This window comes from Streptomyces sp. NPDC056296 (assembly GCF_042268605.1).
In the GTDB taxonomy this organism is placed as follows: domain Bacteria; phylum Actinomycetota; class Actinomycetes; order Streptomycetales; family Streptomycetaceae; genus Streptomyces.
This window is the reverse complement of the sequence record NZ_JBHJRX010000010.1, coordinates 22,653-43,697: the sequence shown is the minus strand read 5'-3', so window position 1 is coordinate 43,697 and position 21,045 is coordinate 22,653. Positions and strand designations below refer to the sequence as shown.

The window sequence follows — 21,045 nt, the reverse complement described above, 5'->3', positions numbered from 1 at the left end:
CCGATCGTCCGAGGTGGCCTACCCGAATCCGGGCACGACCAGCACCAGCCACGCCAGCGCGGGTACGACCGCCACGACGATCCCTCCGTACACCATCAACTGCCGGAAGAAGCGCTCCCGGTCCGCCTCCTGCGCCGCGGCCAGCACCAGCGCGCCGTTCGTCGAGAACGGGCTGACGTCCACCACCGTCGCCGAGACCGCGAGCGCCGCCACCATGCCGACCGCACCGATCTCGCCCTGCGCGAGGAACGGCACCGCCAGCGGGATCAGTGCGCCCATGATCCCCACGGAGGAGGCGAAGGCCGACACGATCGCGCCGATGTAGCAGAGCAGCACCGCGGCCAGCAGCGGGACGCCGATGCCGCCGACGCCCTCGCCGGCCCAGGTGATGGTGCCGATCTCCTCCAGTACGCCGACGTAGGTGAGGACACCGCAGATCAGCAGGACCGTGGACCAGGCGATCTCGCCGACCGCGCGACGGCTGTCGTCCGGCCAGGCGGTGCTCAGCACGACGGCCAGGGAGACCGCGGTCAGACCCGCGTCCAGGTCGAAGCCGAGGACGGCCACGACGAGGGCGACCAGGGCGACGAGGGTGGCGATCCGGGCGGGGGTGAGGCGCGGGCCGGTGCCGGTGCCGGTGCCGGCGCCGGTGGCGTCGGTGTCCTGGTCCGGGCGGACGGCCACGGCGGTGGGGGCGGCGCCCGCGGCCCCGGGAGCGGTGCCGGTGCCTGTGCCGGTACCGGGGTCGGTGCTGGTGCCGCTGCCCGTACCGGTGCCGCTGCCCGTACCCGTGCCGCTGCCCGTGCCGGTGGGCTCCGCGCCCTTGCCCACCGCGCCGCCGTCCTCCGGCGTCACCGAGCCCCGCGCCCACAGCTTCCGCCCGCCGAACAGCACGAACAGCACGCTCGCGATAACCAGGTTGGCGATCAGCGAGGCGAGGAAGAGGGTGACCTCGCTGCCCGGCAGGCCCTCGCGCTCGACGATGCCGTTGACGATCGAGCCGTAGATACTGATCGGCGAGAAACCGCCGGCCTGCGCGCCGTGCACCACCATCGTGCCCATGAGCAGCGGGTTGATCGCGTACCGGGTGGCGAAGCTCAGCGCGATCGGCGCGACGATCGCCACCGCGGCCGGGCTGACCGCGCCGATCGCCGTGAGCGCGCCGGTCAGCGCGAACATCACCCACGGGATCAGTGCCACCCGCCCCCGCACCAGCCGGACGGCCGCGTGCACCAGCCAGTCGGTGGTGCCGTTGGCCCGGGCGATCGCGAAGAGGTAGGTGACGCCGACGAGGACGACGAACAGGTCACCGGGGAAACCGGCGAAGATGCCGTCCGCGTCGAGGTCCGCGACGAGCGTGCCCACCCCGAAGGCGGCGGCGAAGGCGAGCGCGCCCATGTTGACGGAACGGGTGGTGGCGATGACGAACACCACGACGAGGACGAGGATCGAGATGAGTTCGGGGGACATGCGGGGGCTCCCGAGGGCTGACCTGATTGGCTGAGTGGCTGAGCCACTTGGATGGCGCGGTTGGCTGGTCAGCGTGGGCCCGCCCCGGGCCGCCGTCAAGGGGTCGCGCAGGAATTGGCTCAGCCACTCGGCCACCCACACCCCGGTGTTACGCTCCCGGCGAGAGGGGGATCTCGTGACCGACGCCCTGCGCCCCATGACCAAGCAGCGCCTGTACGAACAGGTGCTGGAGCGGCTGCGCCAGTACGTCACCGACGGCGGCCTGCGGGCCGGCGACCGGCTTCCGCCCGAACGGGACCTCGCCCAGCGACTCGGTGTCAGCCGGGCCTCGGTGAAGCAGGCGATCGTGGTCCTGGAGGTCCAGGGCCTGGTGGAGGCACGGCACGGCGGCGGGACGTACCTGGTCCGGGACAGTCTCGACGTCGAGCCCGTCGAGGACATGGTCGAACGCCGGCGGCGGCTCCCGGACGTCCTGGAGGCCCGCGAGGCGCTGGAGACGAAGCTCGCCGAACTGGCCGCCGAGCGCCGCACGGAGGACGACCTGGCCGCGATGCGGTCCGCGCTGGCCGTGATGGCCGAGGAGATCGAGAGCGGCGGGCACGGCGTCGAGGGCGACCGCCTGTTCCACGCGGCGGTGACGGCCGCCGCGCACAGCAGCCTGCTCGCGGAGTTCATGCGCTCCATCGCCCACCAGATCGCCGAGAGCCGCACCGAGTCCCTGCGCCAGCCGGGCCGCCCCGGCCGCTCGCTGGCCCAGCACCAGGACATCCTGGACGCCGTCGCCGCCCGGCAGCCCCGGCAGGCCGCCACCGCGATGCGGCGCCACGTCCGTACGGTCGCCAAGGTCCGGCTGCTGGACTGGGACCCGGAAGAGGAACGGTAACCAATGCCCCGTACATCTGTAACGCCCCGAATAGCGCTCGTCACCTGCCGCCCCGGACCGCACGTCAGCGAGGACCGCGACCTCCCCGTGCTCGTGCGCGCGCTGGAGGAGGCGGGGGCGCGGGCGTCCGCCGAGGTGTGGGACGACGACGGCGTCGACTGGGGGTCCTTCGACCTCGCCGTGATCCGTTCCACCTGGGACTACAGCTGGCGGGCGGACGAGTTCACGGCGTGGGCCGAGAAGTGCGGCGAGGTCACGCGGCTCGCGAACCCGGCCGGTGTCGTGCGGTGGAACACCGACAAGCGCTACCTCGGCGACCTCGCGGCGGCCGGCGTGCCCACCGTGTCCACCCGCTACGTGTCCCCCGGCGAGATACCCGACCTGCCCGGCGACCACGAGTACGTCGTCAAGCCCACCTCGGGCGCCGGTGCCCGCTTCGCCGCCCGCTACACGCCCGACGAGCACGCCACCGCCGTACGGCAGGTGGAGCGGATGCACGCCGAGGGCTTCACGGCGATGGTGCAGCCGTACGTGAGCAGCATCGACACCGCCGGTGAGCGGGCGCTGCAGTTCTTCGGCGGGCGCCTGCTGCACGCCAGTCGCAAGGGCGCGGTCCTCACGCCCGGGACGCCGTACGACGAGCGCAAGGTCGCGCACCCCGGCCTGGAGCCCTGGACCCCGTCCCCGGCCGAACTCGTCGTCGCCGAGCGCGCCCTGGCCGCCGTACCGGACGCCTCCGAGCTGCTGTACGCCCGCGTCGACCTGGTGGACGGGGAGGACGGGCGGCCGCTGCTGATGGAGCTGGAGCTGGTCGAGCCGAACCTGTTCCTGTGGCTGCACGAGCGGTCGATGCCGAGGGTGGTGGAGGCGGTGCTCGACGCGGCTAGGGGTCGCTGACCGCCGTCCGCTGGAGCAGTCCCCAGGTGAACTCCGCGACGACCTCGTGGCGTTGGCCCCGCGCGTCCGGGGCGGTGAAGGCCAGCCCCCAGCGGGTGGGCGCCGAGCCCTGGAGCGGGCGGGCGGGGGCGAAGGCGCGGGCCGCCTCGTCGACCGTGCAGGACCAGGGCGTGAGGTCGTCCAGGGTGCGCAGCTCCGGTCCCTCGGCGCCGGGAGCGCGGACCAGCCACTCGTTCCACACGACGCCCTTGTCGGCGACGAGCACCTCGAAGCGCAGGTCCGGCCAGAGGGGGAGCCGCCACTGCCGGGCCTCGCACTCCAGGTCGCCGATCCGGCGGGGTGCCACCGACTCGGGCTCACCCAGGACCGAGCGGTAGCGAGAGGCTGCCGAGCGGGAGCGCGGGGAGCGGAGCATCGCCTGCCAGCGCTTGTTGGCCTCCCGCATCTCCGCGAGCGAGGCGCCCAGCTCGCGACGGGCGTCCTCGACCGGGCCCGGATTGTGGTCGGCCATGCGGCGCAGCAGCACGAGCTGGAAGTCGCGCGGGGTGAACGGGCCGGTGGGCCGCTTTCCGGTGGACGCTGGCGTGGGCATGGAGACCATCGTGGCCCATGGGTGGGGGTGCGATCGCGGTGCCGCCTGCCCATTGCCCCGGCAAACGCGATATGAGTAGCCTGTGTTCGCTATTCCGATCGCCTGTTGAAATCTCGAACATACCTAGGGAGGGGGCGGGACATGGGACGCCTCGTACCAGCCGTGACCCGGGCTCTCGACATACTGGAGCTCTTCCTCGACGGGGACGGCACGCTCTCCGCCCCCGACATCGTGCGCCGGCTCCAGCTGCCGCGCACCACCGTGCACGAGCTGGTCACCACGCTCGCCGCCCGCAAGTACATCGTCCCCGTGGCCGGGCAGCCCGGACGGTACCGCCTCGGCGTGCGTCCGTACCAGCTCGGCGCCCGCTACGCCGAGCACCTCGACCTCGCCGCCGAGGGCCAGCAGGTCGCCCGGGCCGTCGCCGAGACCTGCGACGAGACCGTGCACGTGGCGATCCTGGAGGACACCGACGTCATCTACATCGCCAAGGTCGACTCCACGCACGCGGTGCGCATGGTGTCGGCGGCCGGTCGCCGGCTGCCCGCCCACTGCACCTCCGTCGGCAAGATGCTGCTGGCCTCCCTGCCCGAGCAGGAGGTCGCCGCCCGCTTCCCCGACGGCGCCGAGCTGACCGCGATGACCCCGAACAGCATCACCGATCCGGCCGCCCTGCGCGAGGCCCTGGCCGGGATCCGCGAGCGGGGCATCGCGGTGGAGAGCCGCGAGTCCAACCCGGACGTCTCCTGCGTGGCCGCCCCGGTCCGCGACCGCACGGGCCGGGTCGTGGCCGCGCTGTCGATCTCCGTGCCCATGATCCGCTGGAGCGAGGAGCGCCTCGGCGAGCTGGAGCAGCTCGCCGTCAAGGGCTCCGCCGACCTCTCCGAGCGACTCGGCCACCGGAGCGCCGCATGACGAGGCACGGTACGACGCCGACCGGGACGGCGTACGACGTGGCCGTCCGGGCGGAGGCGTCCCTCGGCGAGGGGCCCACCTGGGACCCGGTGACGGGCCGCCTCCTGTGGATCGACATCCTGAACTCCCGCGTCCACACCTACGACCCGGCCACCGGCCGGCGCACGGTCCGCCGCACCGACCAGCACGTGGGCGCCGTCAAGCCCCGCGCGGGCGGCGGCCTCGTCCTGAACCTGCGGGACGGGATCGGACTGCTCGACCCCGACGACACCTTCCGCTGGCTGCACCGGGAGGTCGTCCCCGGCCGCCGCGCCAACGACGCCGCCGTCGCCCCCGACGGCACGCTGTGGGCCGGCACCATGCGCTACGACGAGGCACCCGGCGGCGGCTCGCTGTCCCGGGTCACCGGGGACGGCACGGTGACGCCGGTGCTGGACGACGTGGCGGTGAGCAACGGCACCGGCTGGAGTCCGGACGGGCGGCTGATGTACTACGTCGACTCGCCGACCCGCCGTATCGACGTCTTCGACGTCTTCGAGGACGCGGACTCCGGCACCGGGGGCGCCCGGAACGGCCGGGACGGCTGGATCACGGGGCGCCGGCCCCTGGCCACCGTCGAGGACGGCGCCGGTTTCCCGGACGGCCTCTGCGTCGACGCCGAGGGCTGTGTCTGGGTCGCCCTGTGGGACGGCGGCGCGGTACGCCGGTACACCCCGTCCGGTGACCTGGACCGGGTGATCCCCCTCCCCGTCCCCCGGGTCACGGCCTGCGCCTTCGGCGGCCCCGGCCTGACCGACCTGTACATCACCACGGCCCGGGTGGGGCTGACGGCTCCGCATCCGCTGGCCGGTTCGGTACTGGTGGTGCCGGGCGCGGGCCGGGGGACGGCCCAGCCGGCGTTCGCGGGCTGAGCGCGGGGCGGCGGAGCCGGGGCGGACGCCGGTGCGCGTCCGCCCGTCCCCTCACACCTCCGTTGCCTCACACGCCCGTTGCCTCACACCCCCGTGCGGTCCAGCCCGCGGAGCACCTCCCGCTCACCCGGAGTCAGCGGCGGCCTGGTCAGCGGGGCGAGCGGGGAGCCGGCGAGGGCGGCCAGGAGCGCGCCGGGGTGGAACATGCGGGTCGGGGGCGTGCGCATGCTGGTGACGTCCCAGATCGCCGAGGCCGCCGCGAAGGAGCCCGTGGCCGCCCTCGTCATGCGCCGCGTGTACGCCGTCACGACGCGGTCGGCGGCCCCCGGCCGTCCACCGCGCACCCCCGGGTAGAGGACGTCCTGGCCGACGGCCATGGACCACGCCGGGTCCGCCGAACGCGCCGCACCCCGCAGCACCCGCCGGGCGAGACCGGGCGCGCCGAGACCGCCGGCCCGCTCCAGCTCCCGGCCGAGGACCCGCGCGCCGAACGCGGCCACCGACATGCCGTGCCCGTACGCCGGGTTGAAGGTGGCCAGCGCGTCACCCAGGACGACGAAACCGTCGGGCCACCGGGCGGACCTCTCCAGGTACCGCCGCACATTGCTGGTCGAACGGCTCAGATGCACGTCGGTGAGCGGCTCCGCGCCGGAGATCAGCCGCCCCACGATCGGGTCCGGCAGTTCGAGCGTGTACCGCAGGAAACCCTCCGGGTCCGCCGGCGGCTCACCGCCTCGCGTGCCGCCGCAGCTGACCATCCACCGGTCGTCCTCGATCGGCAGGACCATCGCGCTCCGCCCCGGCCGGGACACGTACGGGTCGGACTGCACGATCGTCAGCGGAAACCGCTCCGCGCCCTCCGGAACCCGGTAGACGCGCGTCGCGTTGACCAGCCCGGAGTCCACGGTGCGCTCCCGGACACCGGCGAGACCGAGCCCGTCGAGCCAGGTGACGACCCGGGTGCCGCGCCCGCTCGCGTCGACGACGAAGTCCGCGTCGAGGTCCGTGTCCCCGCCGACGGCCGCGACGCGCACGCCCCGCACCCGGCCGGCGGACCCCGTCAGCCCCACCACCGCCGCCTTGCGGACCTCGACCGGACAGTGCTCCAGCACCGCCGCCCGGACCGTCCAGTCCAGCAGCGCCCGGCTGCACGTGAGCATGACGGGCCCCTCGCGCCGCCACCGCCGCAGCCAGCCCTCGGGCGTGCGGGCCAGCATGCCCGAGCTGAGGGATATCTCGTGGGCCCCGGCGGCGAGCAGCCGTTTGCGCAGGCTCACACCCGGCACCAGCTCCTCCATGGCGGCCAGCCCCCCGGCCATGAGCAGGTGCGCGTGCCGCCCCTGCGGCAGCCCGCGGCGGTGCTCAGGCCCCTCGGGCAACTCGTCACGGTCCAGCACGATCACCTCGTCCACGCCCGCGGTGGACAGCACGGACGCGGCCAGCATCCCGGCCAGGCCGGCACCGATGACGACAGCTCTACGCGACATGGGGCTCCTCGGGTTCAGCCATGGGTCCGGTCATGGGAGACGGCACCGCACCGCCGGACGCGGCGGGCGGACGGTCGAGCGCCTGCGCCAGCTCCACCAGACCGCTCGGGCCGGACACCTCGGTGGCGTGCAGACGGTAGGTACCGGCGCTCTCGGGCGGTTCCTCACCGGTGACGGCCCGGCGCGCGGCGTCGGCGAGCATGGCCGCCTCCGCCGCCAGCCGGGCCTCGTGGGGGGAGCGGCCCGCGCCCAGGGCGGTGTCCCGCACCCGCTCACGGACCCGGTGGTCGAAGTACGGCGCGAGCGCGAGCAGGGCGTCGTGGATGGACACCTCACGCCACTGGAGCCGGGCCTGGGGGAGCTGCCACCAGGCGGTCGGCGGCTTGGGGGCGGTGGACACCGACCTGACCAGGGACCACAGCGGATCCAGCCGCCGGTAGTCGCCCAGCCCCCGCCAGTGGTCGACCACGGGCGGCAGCAGCCTGGGCAGCACGAACCCGGCCGAGCACAGCAGCGCGGCCAGCGACGCCATCGGCGGGGCCACGGTGGTGGACAGGAAGTCGAGGTCGTGACCCGTCCAGCGGGCCACGACGGCCGTGTACTTGGTCAGCTGGAACCCCACCACGTCCAGCAGCGCCCCCAGCAGGATCAGCCGCAGCCCGGCCCGCAGCAGTCCGCCCACCTCGCGGCCCCACTTGACGCAGACGGCGCACATCACGAGCATCGCCGCGCTGTGCCCGAGCAGGTACAGCAGGATCATCTCCCGCATGTACGGGGTGCCGGCGTAGTAGGTGTCGAGGTCGGTCAGCCGCTCGGTGTCCGCGTCGGCGAGCGTGAACAGCACGACGATGGCGACCACCAGCAGACCGTAGGCGGCGATGCTGCGCAGCACCATGCGCCGCACCCGCTCGCGGGAACCGCCCCGCCAGTTGATCAGCAGCACGAGCACGGCGCAGCTGTACGCGGAGAGCATCCCGTAGGTCAGCGGGGCCCCGAAGTTAGGGACGCCGGTCAGCTCGTTGACGGTGGCGAGGGTGGCCGGGGCGGCGCAGACGAAGACCAGGGCGCCGAGGACGATCGCCATGCTGGTGGACAGGGTCAGCGGATTCCGCATGGCCGTGCGCGGGCGGCGGAACAGCAGTACGGAGGTCATCCCGAACACGACGGCCGCCAGGTACACGACGAGGCTCATACCGGCAGACTCCTCTCGCCCGGGGCCCGGTTCACGCGGTCCCCGCCGTGGTCGTACCGCTCGGCACGGCGGCGGGGGCCGGCGGCAGCGGTGCCGTACCGGCCAGCACGTCGGCGATCCGGCCGAGGGCGGCCGGGCCCGGCACCCGGCCGGGAAGCGGACCGGCGCCGCCGGGCGGCGGCGCGCCCCCGTCCGGTCCCGCCTCGTGCCGTACCGCGGCGGTGATCACCGCCGCCCAGGCGCCGGCCTCGGCCCGTTCCGGATCATCCGTCGCCGCCAGCACACCGGCGCGGGTCCGGTCGTACAGGTCCCGGTCGAAGTAGGCGTCCAGGTGGCCGAGCGCGTTGTGGATGCTGGTCTGGCGCCACATCAGCCGGGTGGTGGGGGAGGCGAACCGGGGCCGGGGCAGCCGCAGCGTCCGCCGGGTGAGCAGGTCGTCCAGCGCCCGCTCCAGGGGTTCGAGCCGGGCGTACGTCCGCCGGGCCCGCCGCCACTCGGCCGTCCGGGGCGTCACCAGCGGGATCAGCACCCCGACGACCATCAGCAGGGCACCGAGACCGGCGGCGGCCGGGGAGAACGCGGTGTCGAGCGCCGACCAGTCCCGCCCCGACCAACTGGCGCCCACCGCGACCAGCTTGGCGACGCTGTAGCCGGCGCCGCACAGCGAACCGACGCCGAGCAGCGTCAGGCCCGCCCGCAGCCCGCCCCGCACCCGGCGCGCCCAGCGCAGCGACATCACCGTGGTGACGGTCACCGCGATGAGGTGCGCGACCAGGTAGAGCACGATCATCTGGGCGATGAACGGGGTCGTCGCGTAGTAGGTGTCCAGGTCGGTGCGGCGCTCCACGGGCGCGTCGCCGAGGGCGAAGGTCACCGCGATGCCGAGGACCACGGCGGCGTAGGCGAGCGTCCAGCGGCGCGCCGTGCGGTGCACCCGGGGCCCGCCGCGCCAGTGGACGACGAGGACCTGGGAAGCGGCGCAGTACCCGGTGATCGCCGCGTAGGTGAGCGGGGCCGCGAGGTTCGGCACACCGCTCAGCCGGTTGACCGCGCCGACCGTCGGAGGCGCCCCGAGCAGGAAGCAGAGCCCGGCCAGCCCCAGCACGGCGCAGATGGCGCGCAGATAGGGATCGCGGCGGTGGCGCACCAGATCCGGGGCCTTCACCAGCAGGCCGAGCCAGAGCACTCCGCAGCTGACGTAGTTGATCAGGCCGTTCATCTCGTCGTCCCGCGGTAGTTGAGCGCGGCCCCGATGCGTCCGGCGAGGTCCTGGGGGTCGTCGGGGTCGCCGCCCTCCGCGGCGAACACCGAGTCGGTGGAGGCCTCCAGCCAGGTGCGCAGCCGACGGCCCATCAGCATGCCGAAGCGGTCCGCCTCCTGCTCCTCGGCCAGGGAGAAGTCGGTGCGCGCGGCGACCGGCCGGGGCTCGGCACCGACGTCCGTCTCCGCCTGGCGGCGACTCATGTGCCACACCTCGTGGCAGAGGATCACGATCTGGTGCCACACGGCGGCGCGCTCGTCCACCACCACGTCGTCGTGGTTCTCGCGCTCCAGCCACAGTCCGCTCGCGGTGTGCGGCGGGAACGCCGCGCGGTGGACGACCACGTCGCGTCCCCGCCATGCGCTGACGGAGGCGACGAGCGCGTCGAAGAGGACCTCGGGGTCCGCCGGGACCGGAACCCGGATGGGGTCGATGAGGGCGTCAGCGAGACGACGCATCTCCTTCCTGGTACGCACCGATGTCTCCCTGTTCCCCTGGTTGTTGCTCGGTCACCTGTGCAATATGCCAAGACAAGTGCCGTCCGGGCCAGTTCCGCGTGCGGCACGGTCACTCGGTGACCGCCACGGTGTCCTCGGGTGCCGCGGCGCGGGCGCGGACCTCCCGGATCACGTCGGGGTGGCGCAGGGCGCGCGAGAGCGCCCCGATCTCGCGGAGCAGGTCCGTGGTGTCGGGGTCGTGGGTGCCGTCGCCGCCGTCCGCGCGGGGCCCGGCGTCGACCGCGTCGAGGATCACCACCGCCGACGCGAGCGCCTTCGCCCGCGCCGGGGGTAAACCGAGGCCGAGGGCCGCGACGTACGACCGCTCGCCGAGCCGCTCGTCGGTGCGCCGGGCCAGCGGCAGCAGGACGTCGCGGATGAAGGTCTCGCGGCGGGTCAGGCGCAGCTCCGGGCTGGCGCGCAGGACGAACGGCACCCCGGAACCGTTCACGGTCCGTGTCAGCCGGTACAGCGGACGCAGCCGGCGGTGGGCCAGGCGGATCCGCCACCGCTCGTGCAGGTACTGCCCGGCGTGCGGCAGGATGAAGCCGACCGCGATCGACACCGCGGACAGACAGGCCAGGGCCGGGGCCACGTCCAGGCTGAGCCAGTCCAGGTCGTTGCCGGTCCAGCGGGCCGTGACGGCGGTGAGTTTGGCGGCGTCGAAGGCCAGGTTCAGCGCGTAGCCGATGCCCAGGAACCTCAGTCCCCAGCGCAGCCAGGCGTCGAATCCGCCGGTGCGGATCCAGTTCCAGATCAGCTTCGAGGTGATGAGCACGGCGGTGGTGTGCGCGACGAGGTACAGCAGGATCTCCTCGCGCATGAACGGCGTGTTGGCGTAGTACGTGTCCAGGTCCCGGGTGCGCTCCACGGGCACGTCGGCGAGGGCGAACAGCACCCAGAGCGCGACGATCACGCTCCCGTAGGCGAAGACGACCCAGCGCGTGGCCCGGCGCGTCGGGGCGGAGCGCTCGGACAGCCCGTCGCGCCAGGCGATGATCAGCACCAGACAGGAGCCGCAGAACGCGGTGAGCAGCGAGTACACCCAGGGCGCCGAGATGTTGGGCACGCCGGTGACGCGGTTGACCCAGACGATGGTCGAGGGCGCGACGAACACGAACACCGCGCAGGCGAGCAGCAGCAGACCGCCGACCGCGCGCAGCAGCGGGTCCTTCCAGAGCCGGATGATCGTCGGCACTTTGATCGCCAGGGCGGCGGCCAGGACGGCGGCCGGGATCCACCAGAAGGACGTGTAGAACTCGCTGAGGAACGAGGCCGGACCCATGGCCGCGTCCGCGGACTCCATCTTCGTCCCCCACCCCCGCTGGCACTCGCCGTCGTGTCCAAGGCCGTTCGAGCCTACGCGGCTGGATGTGTCCGCGTCATGCGATGCCGGCGCACGGAAAGTCCTGCCCCGAGTTCTTGTCCGAACCATTGACGCGAAAGCGCCGCCCACCTACGGTCCCGTTCGAAGTTACGAGCGCTATTCGATATCTCGAACAACGCGTCTCGACCCACACATTCATGAGCAGATAGGGCAGGGCATGGGACGACCTGGCCTGGATCGCAGGCACTTCCTGGCCGCGGCGGGCGGCCTGACGGTCGCGGGGAGCTTCGGCTTCGCGGCCCTGGGCACGGGCGCCGACGCGCTCGCCTCCGGCGCGGACACCCGCGTGAGCTACTGGAACCTCTTCAGCGGCGGCGACGGCTACAACATGATCGCGATGCTGGACTCCTTCCGTAAGGACAATCCCGGCATCGACGTGCAGGACTCCACCCTCCAGTGGGGCAGCCCCTTCTACACCAAGCTCGCCATGGCGGCCGCCGGCAACCGCGCACCGGACCTCGGCGTCATGCACCTGGGCCGCGTCACCGGCTTCTCGCCCGGCCGCCTCCTGGACCCCTGGGACGTCGGCCTGCTCGCCAAGTACGGCGTGAAAGAGGCGGACTTCAACCCCGAGCTGTGGAAGCGCGCCGTCATCGACGGCAAGCTCTACGCCCTCCCGCTCGACATCCACGTCCAGCTCTGCTTCTACCGCAAGGACGTGCTGAAGAAGGCGGGCCTGCTCGGCGCCGACGGGCGGATGGTGCCCGTGACGTCGACCGAGGAGTGGTTCGACGTGCTGAAGGAGGCCAGGAAGGCCACCGGGAAGGGCCTGCAGACCATCGGCTTCTGGCACAACGACCAGAACTTCCAGTGGTGGGACTTCGTCGCCTTCTACACCCAGCTCGGCGGCACCTGGTTCAACGAGGGGAACACCGAGGTCACCTTCGACACCGACAAGGCCACCCAGGTCCTGGAGTTCCTGCGCCGACACGTCGCCGACGGCTACGCCGACCCCGGCTTCGGGGGCGGCGCGGGCGCCGAACAGTTCGTCAACGGCGCCCCGTTCGCCTGGGAGGGCAACTGGTCGGTGCCCGTCTTCTCCGGTGCGAAGCTCGACTACGGCGCGACCCCGCTGCCGCCCGTCTTCGGCAAGCGGGCCACCCACGCCGAGTCGCACTCCTTCGTGCTCCCGCACCAGGCGGACCGCGGCGGCGCCACCAACGAGGCCGCGCACCGACTCGCCGCCTACGTCGTCAAGCACGCCCAGCAGTGGGCGGCCGGCGGCCACATCCCCGCCTACACGCCGACCCTGTCCACGGCCGCGTACAAGGAGCAGAACCCGCAGAGCGAGTACGCCGGCGCGATGGACCACCAGGCCACCGAGCCGAAGGTGTGGTTCGCCGGCTCCACCGGCATCCTCGCCCAGCGCGTCGGCCCGATCGTCGTCTCCTCGACGATGGGCTCGGCGAAGCCGGAGGCCGCCGCCCGCCGCATGAAGGGCGCGCTCACCGACCTGCTCGGCACGGAGAACCCCATGGACGGCCGCACCGCCGCGCAGGGAGGTGCGGTCGTATGACGACGACCAGCGCTGAAACGATCATCCGCCCGGCGCGCGCGAAGACCGCCGCCGACAGCGTCACCGTCCGCCGCGGGCAGGGCTTCCAGCACGGCGGCTGGTTCGTCGCCCCGTTCCTCGCCCTGTTCGCGCTCTTCGTCGTCTGGCCCCTGCTGCGCGGCCTCTACCTCAGCTTCACGGACGCCAACATCTCCGGCGACAGCGCGAGCTTCATCGGCCTGGACAACTACAGCGAGGCCCTCCAGGACCCCCTGATGTGGGACGCGCTCGGCCACAGCGCGTACTTCACGCTGCTCGTCGTGCCCTGCATCACGGTCCTCGCCTTCCTCCTCGCGATGCTCGCCCACCACATCGAGCGCGGCAAGTGGCTGTGGCGGCTGTGCTTCTTCATGCCGTTCCTGCTGCCGTCCACCGTCGCCGCCAACCTGTGGCAGTGGCTGTTCAACCCCGGCACCGGCATGGTCAACCACGTCCTCGGCCTCGAGACACCGTGGCTGACCGACAAGTCGTACGCTCTGCTCGCGGTCGTCATCACCACCCTGTGGTGGACGGTCGGCTTCAGCTTCCTGCTCTACCTCGCCGCACTCCAGGGCATCCCCGCGCACCTCTACGAGGCCGCCAAGCTGGACGGCGCGGGCGCCTGGCACCGCACGCTCCACATCACGCTGCCGATGCTGCGAAACATCACCGGCCTCGTCGTCGCCCTGCAGATCCTCGCCTCGCTCCAGGTCTTCGACCAGGCCGTCGTGATGCAGGACTTCGGGCCGGGCCCCGAGGAATCGACCCGCACCTTCGTGCAGTACACCCTCGAACAGGGCTTCACCAGCTACCGCGTGGGCTACGCCTCCGCGATCTCCATCATCTTCTTCGTGCTCATCGCGGCCGTCGCCCTCGCCCGGATGTGGCTGCTGCGCAACCGTGAGGAGGGCGGCCGATGACCACCGCCGCGGCGCCGACGCGCACCAAGGCCCGCAGGCCCTGGTCGGCCGGCCAGATCGTGCTCACCCTCCTCGGCACGGCCGTCGCCGTGCTGTTCCTGGCGCCACTGGCCTGGGCGCTGTTCACCTCGCTCAAGTCGGAGACCGAGGCCGTCGAGGTGCCGACGCACTGGCTGCCCGAGGACTGGACGGGCCAGGCGTGGACGGCCCTCTTCGAGACCGGCAACATCACCAACTGGTTCGTCAACTCCCTCGTCGTGTCGGTCTGCGTCACGACGATCGTGCTGCTGGTCAGCGCGCTGGCCGGCTACGGCTTCGCCCGCACCGAGTTCCGGGGCAAGGGCCTCCTGATGGGCGTGGTCATGGCGGGCCTCATGGTCTCCCCGGCCGTGCTCGGCGTCCCGCTGTTCACCACCGTCCAGCAGATGGGGATGGTCGACACCTACTGGGGCATGATCCTGCCGCAGTGCGCGCCCGCCGCGATGGTCTACATCCTCTACAAGTTCTTCCAGGGCATCCCGCGCGAGCTGGAGGAGGCCGCCTTCATCGACGGCGCCGGCCGCTGGCGCGTCTTCTTCACCATCATCGTGCCGCTCTCCCGCCCCTCGCTCGCGGCGGTCGGCATCTTCACCTTCATCAGCTCGTGGAACAACTTCCTGTGGCCCTACATGGTGACCAACAACCCCGACCTGATGACCATGCCGAACGGCATCGCGACCGTCATGAACTCCTACGGCATCCAGTGGGCCCAGCTCATGGCCGGCGGCCTCATGGCCGGCCTGCCGCTGATCATCGTCTTCGTCTTCTTCCAGCGGCAGATCGTGGCGGGCGTCGCCCACACGGGACTGGCGGGCCAGTGACCGTACGCAGAACCCTCGCCGCCGCGGCGACGGCCGCCCTGATGGCCCTGCTGCCCAACACGGCGCAGGCGGCGGAGAGTTACCCCGACCCGCGCCCCATCACCGGCCAGCAGATCATCCACGACCCCACCGTCATGCGCCTGAAGGGCGGCGGGTACGTCGCCTACTCCACCGGTGGCGTCATCGGCGCCCGGCTCTCCGAGGACGGCAGCCACTGGGACGACGCGGGCAACGCCTTCGCGAAGCCCCCGGCCTGGTGGTACGGGTACAACGACACCGGCGACCCGTGGGCCCCCGACCTCTCCTACCGCGCCGGCCGGTACTGGCTCTACTACGCCGTCTCCTCCTGGGGCACCAACCACTCCGCGATCGGCGTCGCCACCTCCCGCACCGGCCTGCCCGGCACCTGGACCGACCACGGCAGGGTCTTCTCCTCCGAGACGACCGACACCTGGAACGCCATCGACCCGGCGGTCATCCGCGCCGACGGCCGCCCGTGGATGTCCTTCGGCTCGTACTGGAGCGGCATCCGCATGGTCGAGCTGCACCCGCGCACCGGCAAGGCGGTCGAGGACGCGAAGGTCCACCACCTGGCGACCCGGCCGGACGAACCGTACGCGGTCGAGGGCCCGGAGATCGTCAAGCACGGCCGGTACTACTACCTCTTCGCCTCCCACGACGCCTGCTGCTCGGGCGTGGACAGCACCTACAAGATCAAGGTCGGCAGGTCGGCATCGATCACGGGCCCGTACGTCGACAGCACGGGCAAGCCGCTGCTGGAGGGCGGCGGTGACCTGCTCCTGGAAGGCCACGGCCGCTACATCGGCACCGGCGGCCAGTCGGTCTTCCGCGACCGGGGCCGCGACTGGTTGGCGTACCACTACTACGACAAGCAGGACAGCGGTACGCCGAAGCTCGGGCTCAACGAGCTGAACTGGGCGAGGAACGGTTGGCCGAACGTGGCGTAGGGGCGCGGGGAACTGCGCGACCAGCCACCGGCGACCTTCAGCCGCCAACGAACAAGCACCCCCTCTCCGAAAGGCGCACATGCGAACGGCTCGCTTCACCCTCGACCCCGCCTTCACCGTCGGTGAGGTCAACCCCCGCCTCTTCGGCTCCTTCGTGGAACACCTCGGCCGCTGCGTGTACACCGGCATCTACGAGCCGGACCACTCCACCGCCGACGACGCCGGCCTGCGCCAGGACGTGCTGGACCTGGTCCGGGAACTCGGCGTCACCGCCATCCGCTACCCCGGCGGCAACTTCGTCTCCGGCTACAAGTGGGAGGACTCGGTCGGCCCGGTGGAGGACCGCCCCCGCCGCCTCGACCTGGCCTGGCGCTCCACGGAGACCAACCGCTTCGGCCTCTCCGAGTACATCGCCTTCCTCAAGAAGCTCGGCCCCGAGGCCGAGCCCATGATGGCGGTCAACCTCGGCACCCGCGGCGTCGCCGAGGCCCTCGAACTCCAGGAGTACGCCAACCACCCCGCCGGCACGGCGCTCTCGGACCTGCGTGCCGAGCACGGCGACAAGGACCCCTTCGGCATCAGGCTCTGGTGCCTCGGCAACGAGATGGACGGTCCCTGGCAGACCGGCCACAAGACCGCCGAGGAGTACGGCCGCGTCGCCGCCGAGACCGCCCGCGCCATGCGCCAGATCGACCCGGACCTCGAACTCGTCGCCTGCGGCTCCTCCGGCCAGTCCATGGAGACCTTCGCCGAGTGGGAGGCGACGGTCCTGAAGGAGACGTACGACCTGGTCGACCACGTCTCGCTGCACGCCTACTACGAGCCGCACGACGGCGACATCGACTCCTTCCTCGCCTCCGCCGTGGACATGGAGTCGTTCATCGAGAACGTCGTCGCCACCTGCGACCACATCGGCGCCCGCCTCAAGTCCAAGAAGAGGATCAACCTCTCCTTCGACGAGTGGAACGTCTGGTACATGGCCAAGACCCAGGCCGAGGTCAGCGCCCTGGACTGGCCCGAGGCGCCCCGCCTGCTGGAGGACAACTACAGCGTCACCGACGCCGTCGTCTTCGGCTCGCTGCTCGTCGCCCTGCTCCGGCACGCCGACCGCGTCACCGTCGCCTGCCTCGCCCAGCTCGTCAACGTCATCGCCCCGATCATGACCGAGCCGGGCGGCCCGGCCTGGCGCCAGACCACGTTCTTCCCGTTCGCGCAGGCCTCGAAGTACGGCCGGGGCGAGGTCCTCGACGTCCGGGTGGACTCACCGACGTACGAGACGAAGAAGTACGGTGCGGCCGACCTGCTGCACGCCACCGCCGTGCGCGCCGAGGACGGCTCGGTCACCGTCTTCGCCGTCAACCGCTCCCGCACCGAGTCGCTGCCGCTCGACGTGGCCCTGAGCGGCCTGGACCTGACCGAGGTCGTCGAGCACAGCGCCCTCGCGGACGCCGACCCGGACGCCCGCAACACGCTCGCCGAGCACGAGCGGGTCGTCCCGCACGCGGTGGACGGCACCGTCCTGAACGGCGGCAGGCTGACCGCCGCCCTGGAGCCGCTGTCCTGGAACGTGATCCGGCTGCGCTGAGGCCCGACGAGGTCAGCGGCGCGGGCCGGGGGAGGCGACCGGTTCCACCGGCACCCCTCCGGCCGCGCCGCCCAGCAGTTCCAGCCGCACCGTCCCCGGCCCCGAGACCGCCTCGCCGTCGGCCAGGACGGCGAGGGCCAGGGTGTTGGCGGCGGCGCGGGTGCGCAGGATGCCGTTCGGCAGGACGAAGGTGTGCGGCGCGCCCGCGCCCGTGGGGTCGTCGCCGGCGTACTCGCCCATGTTCCAGCCGTTCAGGAAGACCTGGGCGCGGTGGTCGCGGTCCGGGTCGCCGTCGAGGACCAGACCGACCGAGGCGTCGACGTCCGGCGGGACGTCCAGCCGGAAGGTGGTCCGGTACCAGGTCACGCCCTGGCGCCGGTCCGCACGGGGGAGAGCCGCCGAGGACACCTCCTCCCAGCCGCCGTCGTCGTACCCGGGCAGATGCCAGCCCCACCGCTCCCCGTACAGCCCGCCGTTGTTGAGCGGCCCGCGCACGGGGTCGGCGGCGGCCGCGCCCTGGATCCGCCACCTCACCTCTGGCGACGCGCCCTCGAAGGTGACCGAGGTCAGGCCGCGGGCCGCCTGGTAGGCGTCCTGGTCGTGCTGGGTGCGCCGGACCAGGACGGACAGGACGAGGGAGTCACCGTCGTCGGGCCGCTCCCGCAGGCTCTTCCGGAGTGCCCGGGGCAGCCGGAAGCCGGCCGTGGCCGTCCACGTGCCCTCGCCGCCGTCGTCCTCCCGGCCCATGCGGTGGGTGCCCAGCGGCGCCCCGTCCAGCCAGGCCATCAGCATCCCGCGCGCACCCGTGCTGTAGGCGAGGGACACCGACTCCAGGTCCGCGGCGCCGGTGAGCCGGCCCCGGTACCAGACGTCGCCGTAGTGGAAGCCGTAGTCGTCGGCGAAGAGCACGGGCTGCCCGTCGGGCACGGGGGTCGTGCTGTGCGAGGTCCGCCGGTCGGCGACCGTCCACCCCGAGTCGTCGTAGCCGGGGCCGGACTCCGGGTTCTCGGTGCGGCGCCGCCAGCCGTCCAGCGCGGGCAGCACCAGGTCGGGCACGCCGGACAGCGGCCAGACGGCCATCAGGCTCTGGGCTCGGCCGACGGACGCCTCCACCGGCTCGCCGTTCCAGGTGACGTGGGTGATGCCACGCGGCGCCCACACCTCCAGGCCGCGCTCCTCGACGGTGTCGCCGGTCAGCCGGATCGTGGCGCCGTCCAGGGCGACGTCGCGCAGCAGCGCCGGGCCGTGCACGAGGACCCGGCCCGACGGGGTCTCGTACGGCCACAGCCGCAGCGAGGCGGCGTCGTCGGCGACGAGCAGGATCAGGGTGCGGTCGGACTCGCCGCTGCGCACCCGCAGCCGGGTCACCCGGTCCTCCCCCAGGGGCACGGTGATGTGCAGTTTCCCGTGGTCGTACGCCCAGGCCGCCTCTTCGTCCAGCCGGGTCGGCCACGGCTCGTTCGGGCAGTCCAGCACCAGGTGCGCGTTCTCGCCGGCCCGGCCCACGAAGGCGGCGATGTCCAGCCGCCCGACGCTCAGGGACATCATGGGCTGCACGGTGGCGTACGCCAGTTTCCGGCCCGATCCCAGGTGGAGCCCGGTGGCGAACAGCTTGGCGTCCCGGGCGGGGACGGTGACCTCCACGTCGGTCCCGCCCATCGGCAGCGTCGACGTGACGTCGGTCGCGGAGTCGTTGCGCACGACGTACGCGTGGGTGCCGGTGTCCGGGTTGGCGAGGTGCCGCACCCGGATGCGGTCGTCCGCGGCCCTGACCGCGGGGGCCTCGTCCAGCCGGGTGAAGTCGGGGACGTGGCGGAGCAGCTGCCCGAGCTGGTGGAGCGGGGCGAGCCTGTCCGTCGGCCGGCGCGCCTCGTCGATCGCCGCGGTGGGGTCGTACGTGGGCGTGGGCGCGGACGGCGCGGCCAGCCAGCCCCACGAGGTGCCGCCGAACGCCGTGTGGACGTTGTGCAGCGTGACGCCGTGCGCGAGGTGGTCGAGGTGGACCCGCCGCGCCTCGGCGGCGTCCCGGGTGTGCTCCGCCGCTCCCCAGGGGACCGGGGTGTCGGCGTGCAGGAGGGGTACGTCGATGCCGTCGGCGCGGAGCCTGTCGTGCAGGCGGGTCAGGTGGGCGCGTCGCGGGGCGTCGGCCCGGTAGAGCAGGACGGTGCCGGTGCCGCGGGTGTACTGGTGCCGGGCGGCGACGGCGTTGACGCGGCTCAGCCACTCGTCGGCGTGGCGCAGATACGCGGGGTCGGCGGTCCTGGCCCGGCCCTCGGCGGCCGTCAGCCAGCCGGGCAGGCCGCCCGCGTCGACGTCCGCGCCGATGTACGGGCCGGGCTGGAGGACGACGTACATACGGGTCTCGGCGGCCGTGCGCAGGAACAGGTCCAGGTCGCGGACGCCGGTGAAGTCGTACTCGCCGGGGGCGGGGGAGTGCTGGTTCCAGGCGAGGCGGACGCTGACCGCGTTGTAGCCGTAGGCGCGCATCTTCTGCAGCACGTCCCCCCACAGGGACGGGCTGGGCAGCCGGAACGGGTGCATCTCGCCGGACCACAGCGCGAGCCGTCTGCCGTCGATCAGCAGGGAGTACCGGTCCAGGGCGACCCGGTGGCGCACCCCGTCGGCGCCGGGCGGTCCGGGCGGCGGCCCGGTGGGCACGGGGCCACGGGCGCCGGAGCGTGGCAGCGCCTCGCTGCTCACGCTGCCGCCGAGTGCGAGACCGAGGACGCTGGTGCCCGCGAGGGCGCTGAACGCTCGTCTGCTGAGCCTGCTGAGCTCCAAGGGAGCCTCTCCTGTTGCTGTACTTCTGGTGCCGCGCTGCCGGGCCATTCTCCACAAGGACCCGGCGATGCGTTAAATGGCCGGTCTTCGATCTGTTCGCGTCGTGTGGGGGTGCATACGATGCGACCGCCTTGTGAATGTCATGTGCACAACAGATGTGCAAAGCATTCAACTACATCCACCCCCCACTGACCGGGATGGGAGACCCATGGCCACCGGCCTGCTCCTGAGCGGCACGATCGCCGCGCTCCTCACCTCCGCGCTGCCCGCGCAGCACCAGCCCTCCGGCGGGTTCGAGGACCCGCCGCCGGACAAGATCATCATCGACGTCGCCACGGTCAACGGCTCCGGCTGTCCGCAGGGCACGGCGGCGGTCGCCGTCTCCGAGGACAACACCGCCTTCACCGTCACCTACAGCGAGTACCTCGCCCAGGCGGGCGGCGACTCCGCGCCCACCGCGTTCCGCAAGAACTGCCAGCTCAACCTGCTCGTCCATGTCCCGCAGGGCTTCACCTACGCCGTGGCCAGCGCGGACTACCGCGGCTTCGCCGCCCTCCAGCCCGGCGCCAAGGGCACCCAACGGGCCTCGTACTACTTCCAGGGCTCCCCGGACACGCAGTACCGCTCCCACCCGTTCAGCGGCCCGCTCAACGACAACTGGCAGGCCACCGACACCACCGACTGGGCCCAGCTGGTCTGGGCGCCCTGCGGAGTGCAGCGCAACTTCAACATCAACACGGAGTTGCGGGTGAGCACGGGGACGTCCGACCCCGACGAGGTGAGCTTCATGACCATGGACTCCACGGACGGGGACATCAGCACGGTGTACCACCTGGCGTGGAAGGAGTGCCCCGAGTCCTGACCGGGTGAGGGCGGCGGCGCGGACCTGTTCGACGTGGGCCGCG

General features: G+C 72.6%; 18 protein-coding genes. 10 read left to right on the top strand and 8 right to left on the bottom strand.

From position 1 onward, the window contains the following. Nucleotides 1-18 precede the first annotated feature (18 nt). Complete coding sequence (locus ACFCZF_RS09425; RefSeq protein WP_376671166.1) at nt 19-1,470, bottom strand: SLC13 family permease; 1,452 nt, start codon at nt 1,468-1,470, stop codon at nt 19-21. Between the two features lie 175 nt (nt 1,471-1,645). Between ACFCZF_RS09425 and ACFCZF_RS09420 the strand changes: the two genes are divergently transcribed. Continuing rightward, nucleotides 1,646-2,353, top strand: a complete 708-nt coding sequence (locus ACFCZF_RS09420) for a FadR/GntR family transcriptional regulator (RefSeq protein WP_376671165.1) — start codon at nt 1,646-1,648, stop codon at nt 2,351-2,353. A gap of 3 nt (nt 2,354-2,356) precedes the next feature. Then, on the top strand, nt 2,357-3,250 hold the full coding sequence (locus ACFCZF_RS09415; protein WP_376671164.1) for a RimK family alpha-L-glutamate ligase: 894 nt from the start codon (nt 2,357-2,359) through the stop codon (nt 3,248-3,250). Here the strand turns inward: ACFCZF_RS09415 and ACFCZF_RS09410 are convergent. Further along, nucleotides 3,237-3,842, bottom strand: a complete 606-nt coding sequence (locus ACFCZF_RS09410; protein ID WP_376671163.1) for a hypothetical protein — start codon at nt 3,840-3,842, stop codon at nt 3,237-3,239. The two genes, ACFCZF_RS09415 and ACFCZF_RS09410, sit on opposite strands and share 14 nt — an antisense overlap. A 141-nt stretch (nt 3,843-3,983) precedes the next feature. On the opposite strand from ACFCZF_RS09410, the gene ACFCZF_RS09405 reads away from it, so the two are divergent. Together ACFCZF_RS09405 and ACFCZF_RS09400 are read left to right on the top strand one after the other, a co-directional pair. Then, a complete protein-coding gene (locus ACFCZF_RS09405; protein ID WP_375907539.1) occupies nt 3,984-4,757 on the top strand; it encodes an IclR family transcriptional regulator in 774 nt (257 codons plus the stop codon). Continuing rightward, entirely contained in the window at nt 4,754-5,668 is a 915-nt protein-coding gene (locus tag ACFCZF_RS09400) for an SMP-30/gluconolactonase/LRE family protein (protein ID WP_376671162.1), read from the top strand. The genes ACFCZF_RS09405 and ACFCZF_RS09400 overlap by 4 nt, the downstream gene beginning before the upstream one ends. A gap of 83 nt (nt 5,669-5,751) precedes the next feature. On the opposite strand, the gene ACFCZF_RS09395 is transcribed toward ACFCZF_RS09400, so the two are convergent. The 5 genes from ACFCZF_RS09395 to ACFCZF_RS09375 all read right to left on the bottom strand — a co-directional run bounded on the left by ACFCZF_RS09395 (nt 5,752) and on the right by ACFCZF_RS09375 (nt 11,411). After that, complete coding sequence (locus tag ACFCZF_RS09395; protein WP_376671161.1) at nt 5,752-7,155, bottom strand: FAD-dependent oxidoreductase; 1,404 nt, start codon at nt 7,153-7,155, stop codon at nt 5,752-5,754. Continuing rightward, the gene (locus ACFCZF_RS09390) at nt 7,145-8,347 is read right to left on the bottom strand and encodes an MAB_1171c family putative transporter (RefSeq protein WP_376671160.1); all 1,203 of its coding nucleotides are present in this window, start codon (nt 8,345-8,347) and stop codon (nt 7,145-7,147) included. The genes ACFCZF_RS09395 and ACFCZF_RS09390 overlap by 11 nt, the downstream gene beginning before the upstream one ends. 31 nt (nt 8,348-8,378) lie before the next feature. Next, nucleotides 8,379-9,566, bottom strand: a complete 1,188-nt coding sequence (locus ACFCZF_RS09385) for an MAB_1171c family putative transporter (protein ID WP_376671159.1) — start codon at nt 9,564-9,566, stop codon at nt 8,379-8,381. Continuing rightward, entirely contained in the window at nt 9,563-10,084 is a 522-nt protein-coding gene (locus tag ACFCZF_RS09380) for a toxin (RefSeq protein ID WP_375907553.1), read from the bottom strand. The genes ACFCZF_RS09385 and ACFCZF_RS09380 overlap by 4 nt, the downstream gene beginning before the upstream one ends. Nucleotides 10,085-10,175: 91 nt before the next feature. Next, entirely contained in the window at nt 10,176-11,411 is a 1,236-nt protein-coding gene (locus ACFCZF_RS09375) for a DUF6545 domain-containing protein (protein WP_376671158.1), read from the bottom strand. Nucleotides 11,412-11,649: 238 nt separating this feature from the next. Here ACFCZF_RS09375 and ACFCZF_RS09370 point away from each other — a divergent pair, with 238 nt between their 5' ends. The 5 genes from ACFCZF_RS09370 (at nt 11,650) to ACFCZF_RS09350 (ending at nt 17,359) form a co-directional block, all read left to right on the top strand. Continuing rightward, nucleotides 11,650-13,008, top strand: a complete 1,359-nt coding sequence (locus ACFCZF_RS09370) for an extracellular solute-binding protein (protein ID WP_376671157.1) — start codon at nt 11,650-11,652, stop codon at nt 13,006-13,008. Then, nucleotides 13,005-13,946 (top strand): carbohydrate ABC transporter permease, encoded by a 942-nt coding sequence (locus ACFCZF_RS09365; RefSeq protein WP_376671156.1) that lies wholly within the window; start codon nt 13,005-13,007, stop codon nt 13,944-13,946. The genes ACFCZF_RS09370 and ACFCZF_RS09365 overlap by 4 nt, the downstream gene beginning before the upstream one ends. Further along, entirely contained in the window at nt 13,943-14,806 is an 864-nt protein-coding gene (locus ACFCZF_RS09360; RefSeq protein ID WP_376671155.1) for a carbohydrate ABC transporter permease, read from the top strand. The genes ACFCZF_RS09365 and ACFCZF_RS09360 overlap by 4 nt, the downstream gene beginning before the upstream one ends. After that, nucleotides 14,803-15,774 (top strand): arabinan endo-1,5-alpha-L-arabinosidase, encoded by a 972-nt coding sequence (locus tag ACFCZF_RS09355; RefSeq protein ID WP_376671154.1) that lies wholly within the window; start codon nt 14,803-14,805, stop codon nt 15,772-15,774. Before ACFCZF_RS09360 ends, ACFCZF_RS09355 begins: the two co-directional genes overlap by 4 nt. A gap of 79 nt (nt 15,775-15,853) precedes the next feature. Further along, entirely contained in the window at nt 15,854-17,359 is a 1,506-nt protein-coding gene (locus ACFCZF_RS09350; protein ID WP_376671153.1) for an alpha-N-arabinofuranosidase, read from the top strand. Nucleotides 17,360-17,371: 12 nt separating this feature from the next. Here ACFCZF_RS09350 and ACFCZF_RS09345 read toward each other — a convergent pair whose 3' ends face one another. Beyond that, nucleotides 17,372-20,188 carry a beta-galactosidase gene (locus ACFCZF_RS09345; protein WP_376671152.1) on the bottom strand — a complete coding sequence of 939 codons (2,817 nt, stop codon included), beginning with the start codon at nt 20,186-20,188 and terminating at the stop codon, nt 17,372-17,374. Between the two features lie 160 nt (nt 20,189-20,348). Here ACFCZF_RS09345 and ACFCZF_RS09340 point away from each other — a divergent pair, with 160 nt between their 5' ends. Beyond that, nucleotides 20,349-21,002 (top strand): DUF4360 domain-containing protein, encoded by a 654-nt coding sequence (locus ACFCZF_RS09340; protein WP_376671151.1) that lies wholly within the window; start codon nt 20,349-20,351, stop codon nt 21,000-21,002. Nucleotides 21,003-21,045 lie beyond the last annotated feature (43 nt).

Excerpts from the sequence above, each read along its gene's own strand:
- ACFCZF_RS09340 (WP_376671151.1), top strand. The coding sequence starts at position 20,349 with ATGGCCACCGGCCTGCTCCTGAGCGGCACGATCGCCGCGCTCCTCACC.
- ACFCZF_RS09370 (WP_376671157.1), top strand. The coding sequence starts at position 11,650 with ATGGGACGACCTGGCCTGGATCGCAGGCACTTCCTGGCCGCGGCGGGC.
- ACFCZF_RS09390 (WP_376671160.1), bottom strand. The coding sequence starts at position 8,347 with ATGAGCCTCGTCGTGTACCTGGCGGCCGTCGTGTTCGGGATGACCTCC.
- ACFCZF_RS09345 (WP_376671152.1), bottom strand. The coding sequence starts at position 20,188 with ATGGCCCGGCAGCGCGGCACCAGAAGTACAGCAACAGGAGAGGCTCCC.
- ACFCZF_RS09410 (WP_376671163.1), bottom strand. The coding sequence starts at position 3,842 with ATGCCCACGCCAGCGTCCACCGGAAAGCGGCCCACCGGCCCGTTCACC.
- ACFCZF_RS09365 (WP_376671156.1), top strand. The coding sequence starts at position 13,005 with ATGACGACGACCAGCGCTGAAACGATCATCCGCCCGGCGCGCGCGAAG.
- ACFCZF_RS09375 (WP_376671158.1), bottom strand. The coding sequence starts at position 11,411 with ATGGAGTCCGCGGACGCGGCCATGGGTCCGGCCTCGTTCCTCAGCGAG.
- ACFCZF_RS09405 (WP_375907539.1), top strand. The coding sequence starts at position 3,984 with ATGGGACGCCTCGTACCAGCCGTGACCCGGGCTCTCGACATACTGGAG.
- ACFCZF_RS09415 (WP_376671164.1), top strand. The coding sequence starts at position 2,357 with ATGCCCCGTACATCTGTAACGCCCCGAATAGCGCTCGTCACCTGCCGC.
- ACFCZF_RS09400 (WP_376671162.1), top strand. The coding sequence starts at position 4,754 with ATGACGAGGCACGGTACGACGCCGACCGGGACGGCGTACGACGTGGCC.
- ACFCZF_RS09395 (WP_376671161.1), bottom strand. The coding sequence starts at position 7,155 with ATGTCGCGTAGAGCTGTCGTCATCGGTGCCGGCCTGGCCGGGATGCTG.
- ACFCZF_RS09360 (WP_376671155.1), top strand. The coding sequence starts at position 13,943 with ATGACCACCGCCGCGGCGCCGACGCGCACCAAGGCCCGCAGGCCCTGG.
- ACFCZF_RS09425 (WP_376671166.1), bottom strand. The coding sequence starts at position 1,470 with ATGTCCCCCGAACTCATCTCGATCCTCGTCCTCGTCGTGGTGTTCGTC.
- ACFCZF_RS09385 (WP_376671159.1), bottom strand. The coding sequence starts at position 9,566 with ATGAACGGCCTGATCAACTACGTCAGCTGCGGAGTGCTCTGGCTCGGC.
- ACFCZF_RS09350 (WP_376671153.1), top strand. The coding sequence starts at position 15,854 with ATGCGAACGGCTCGCTTCACCCTCGACCCCGCCTTCACCGTCGGTGAG.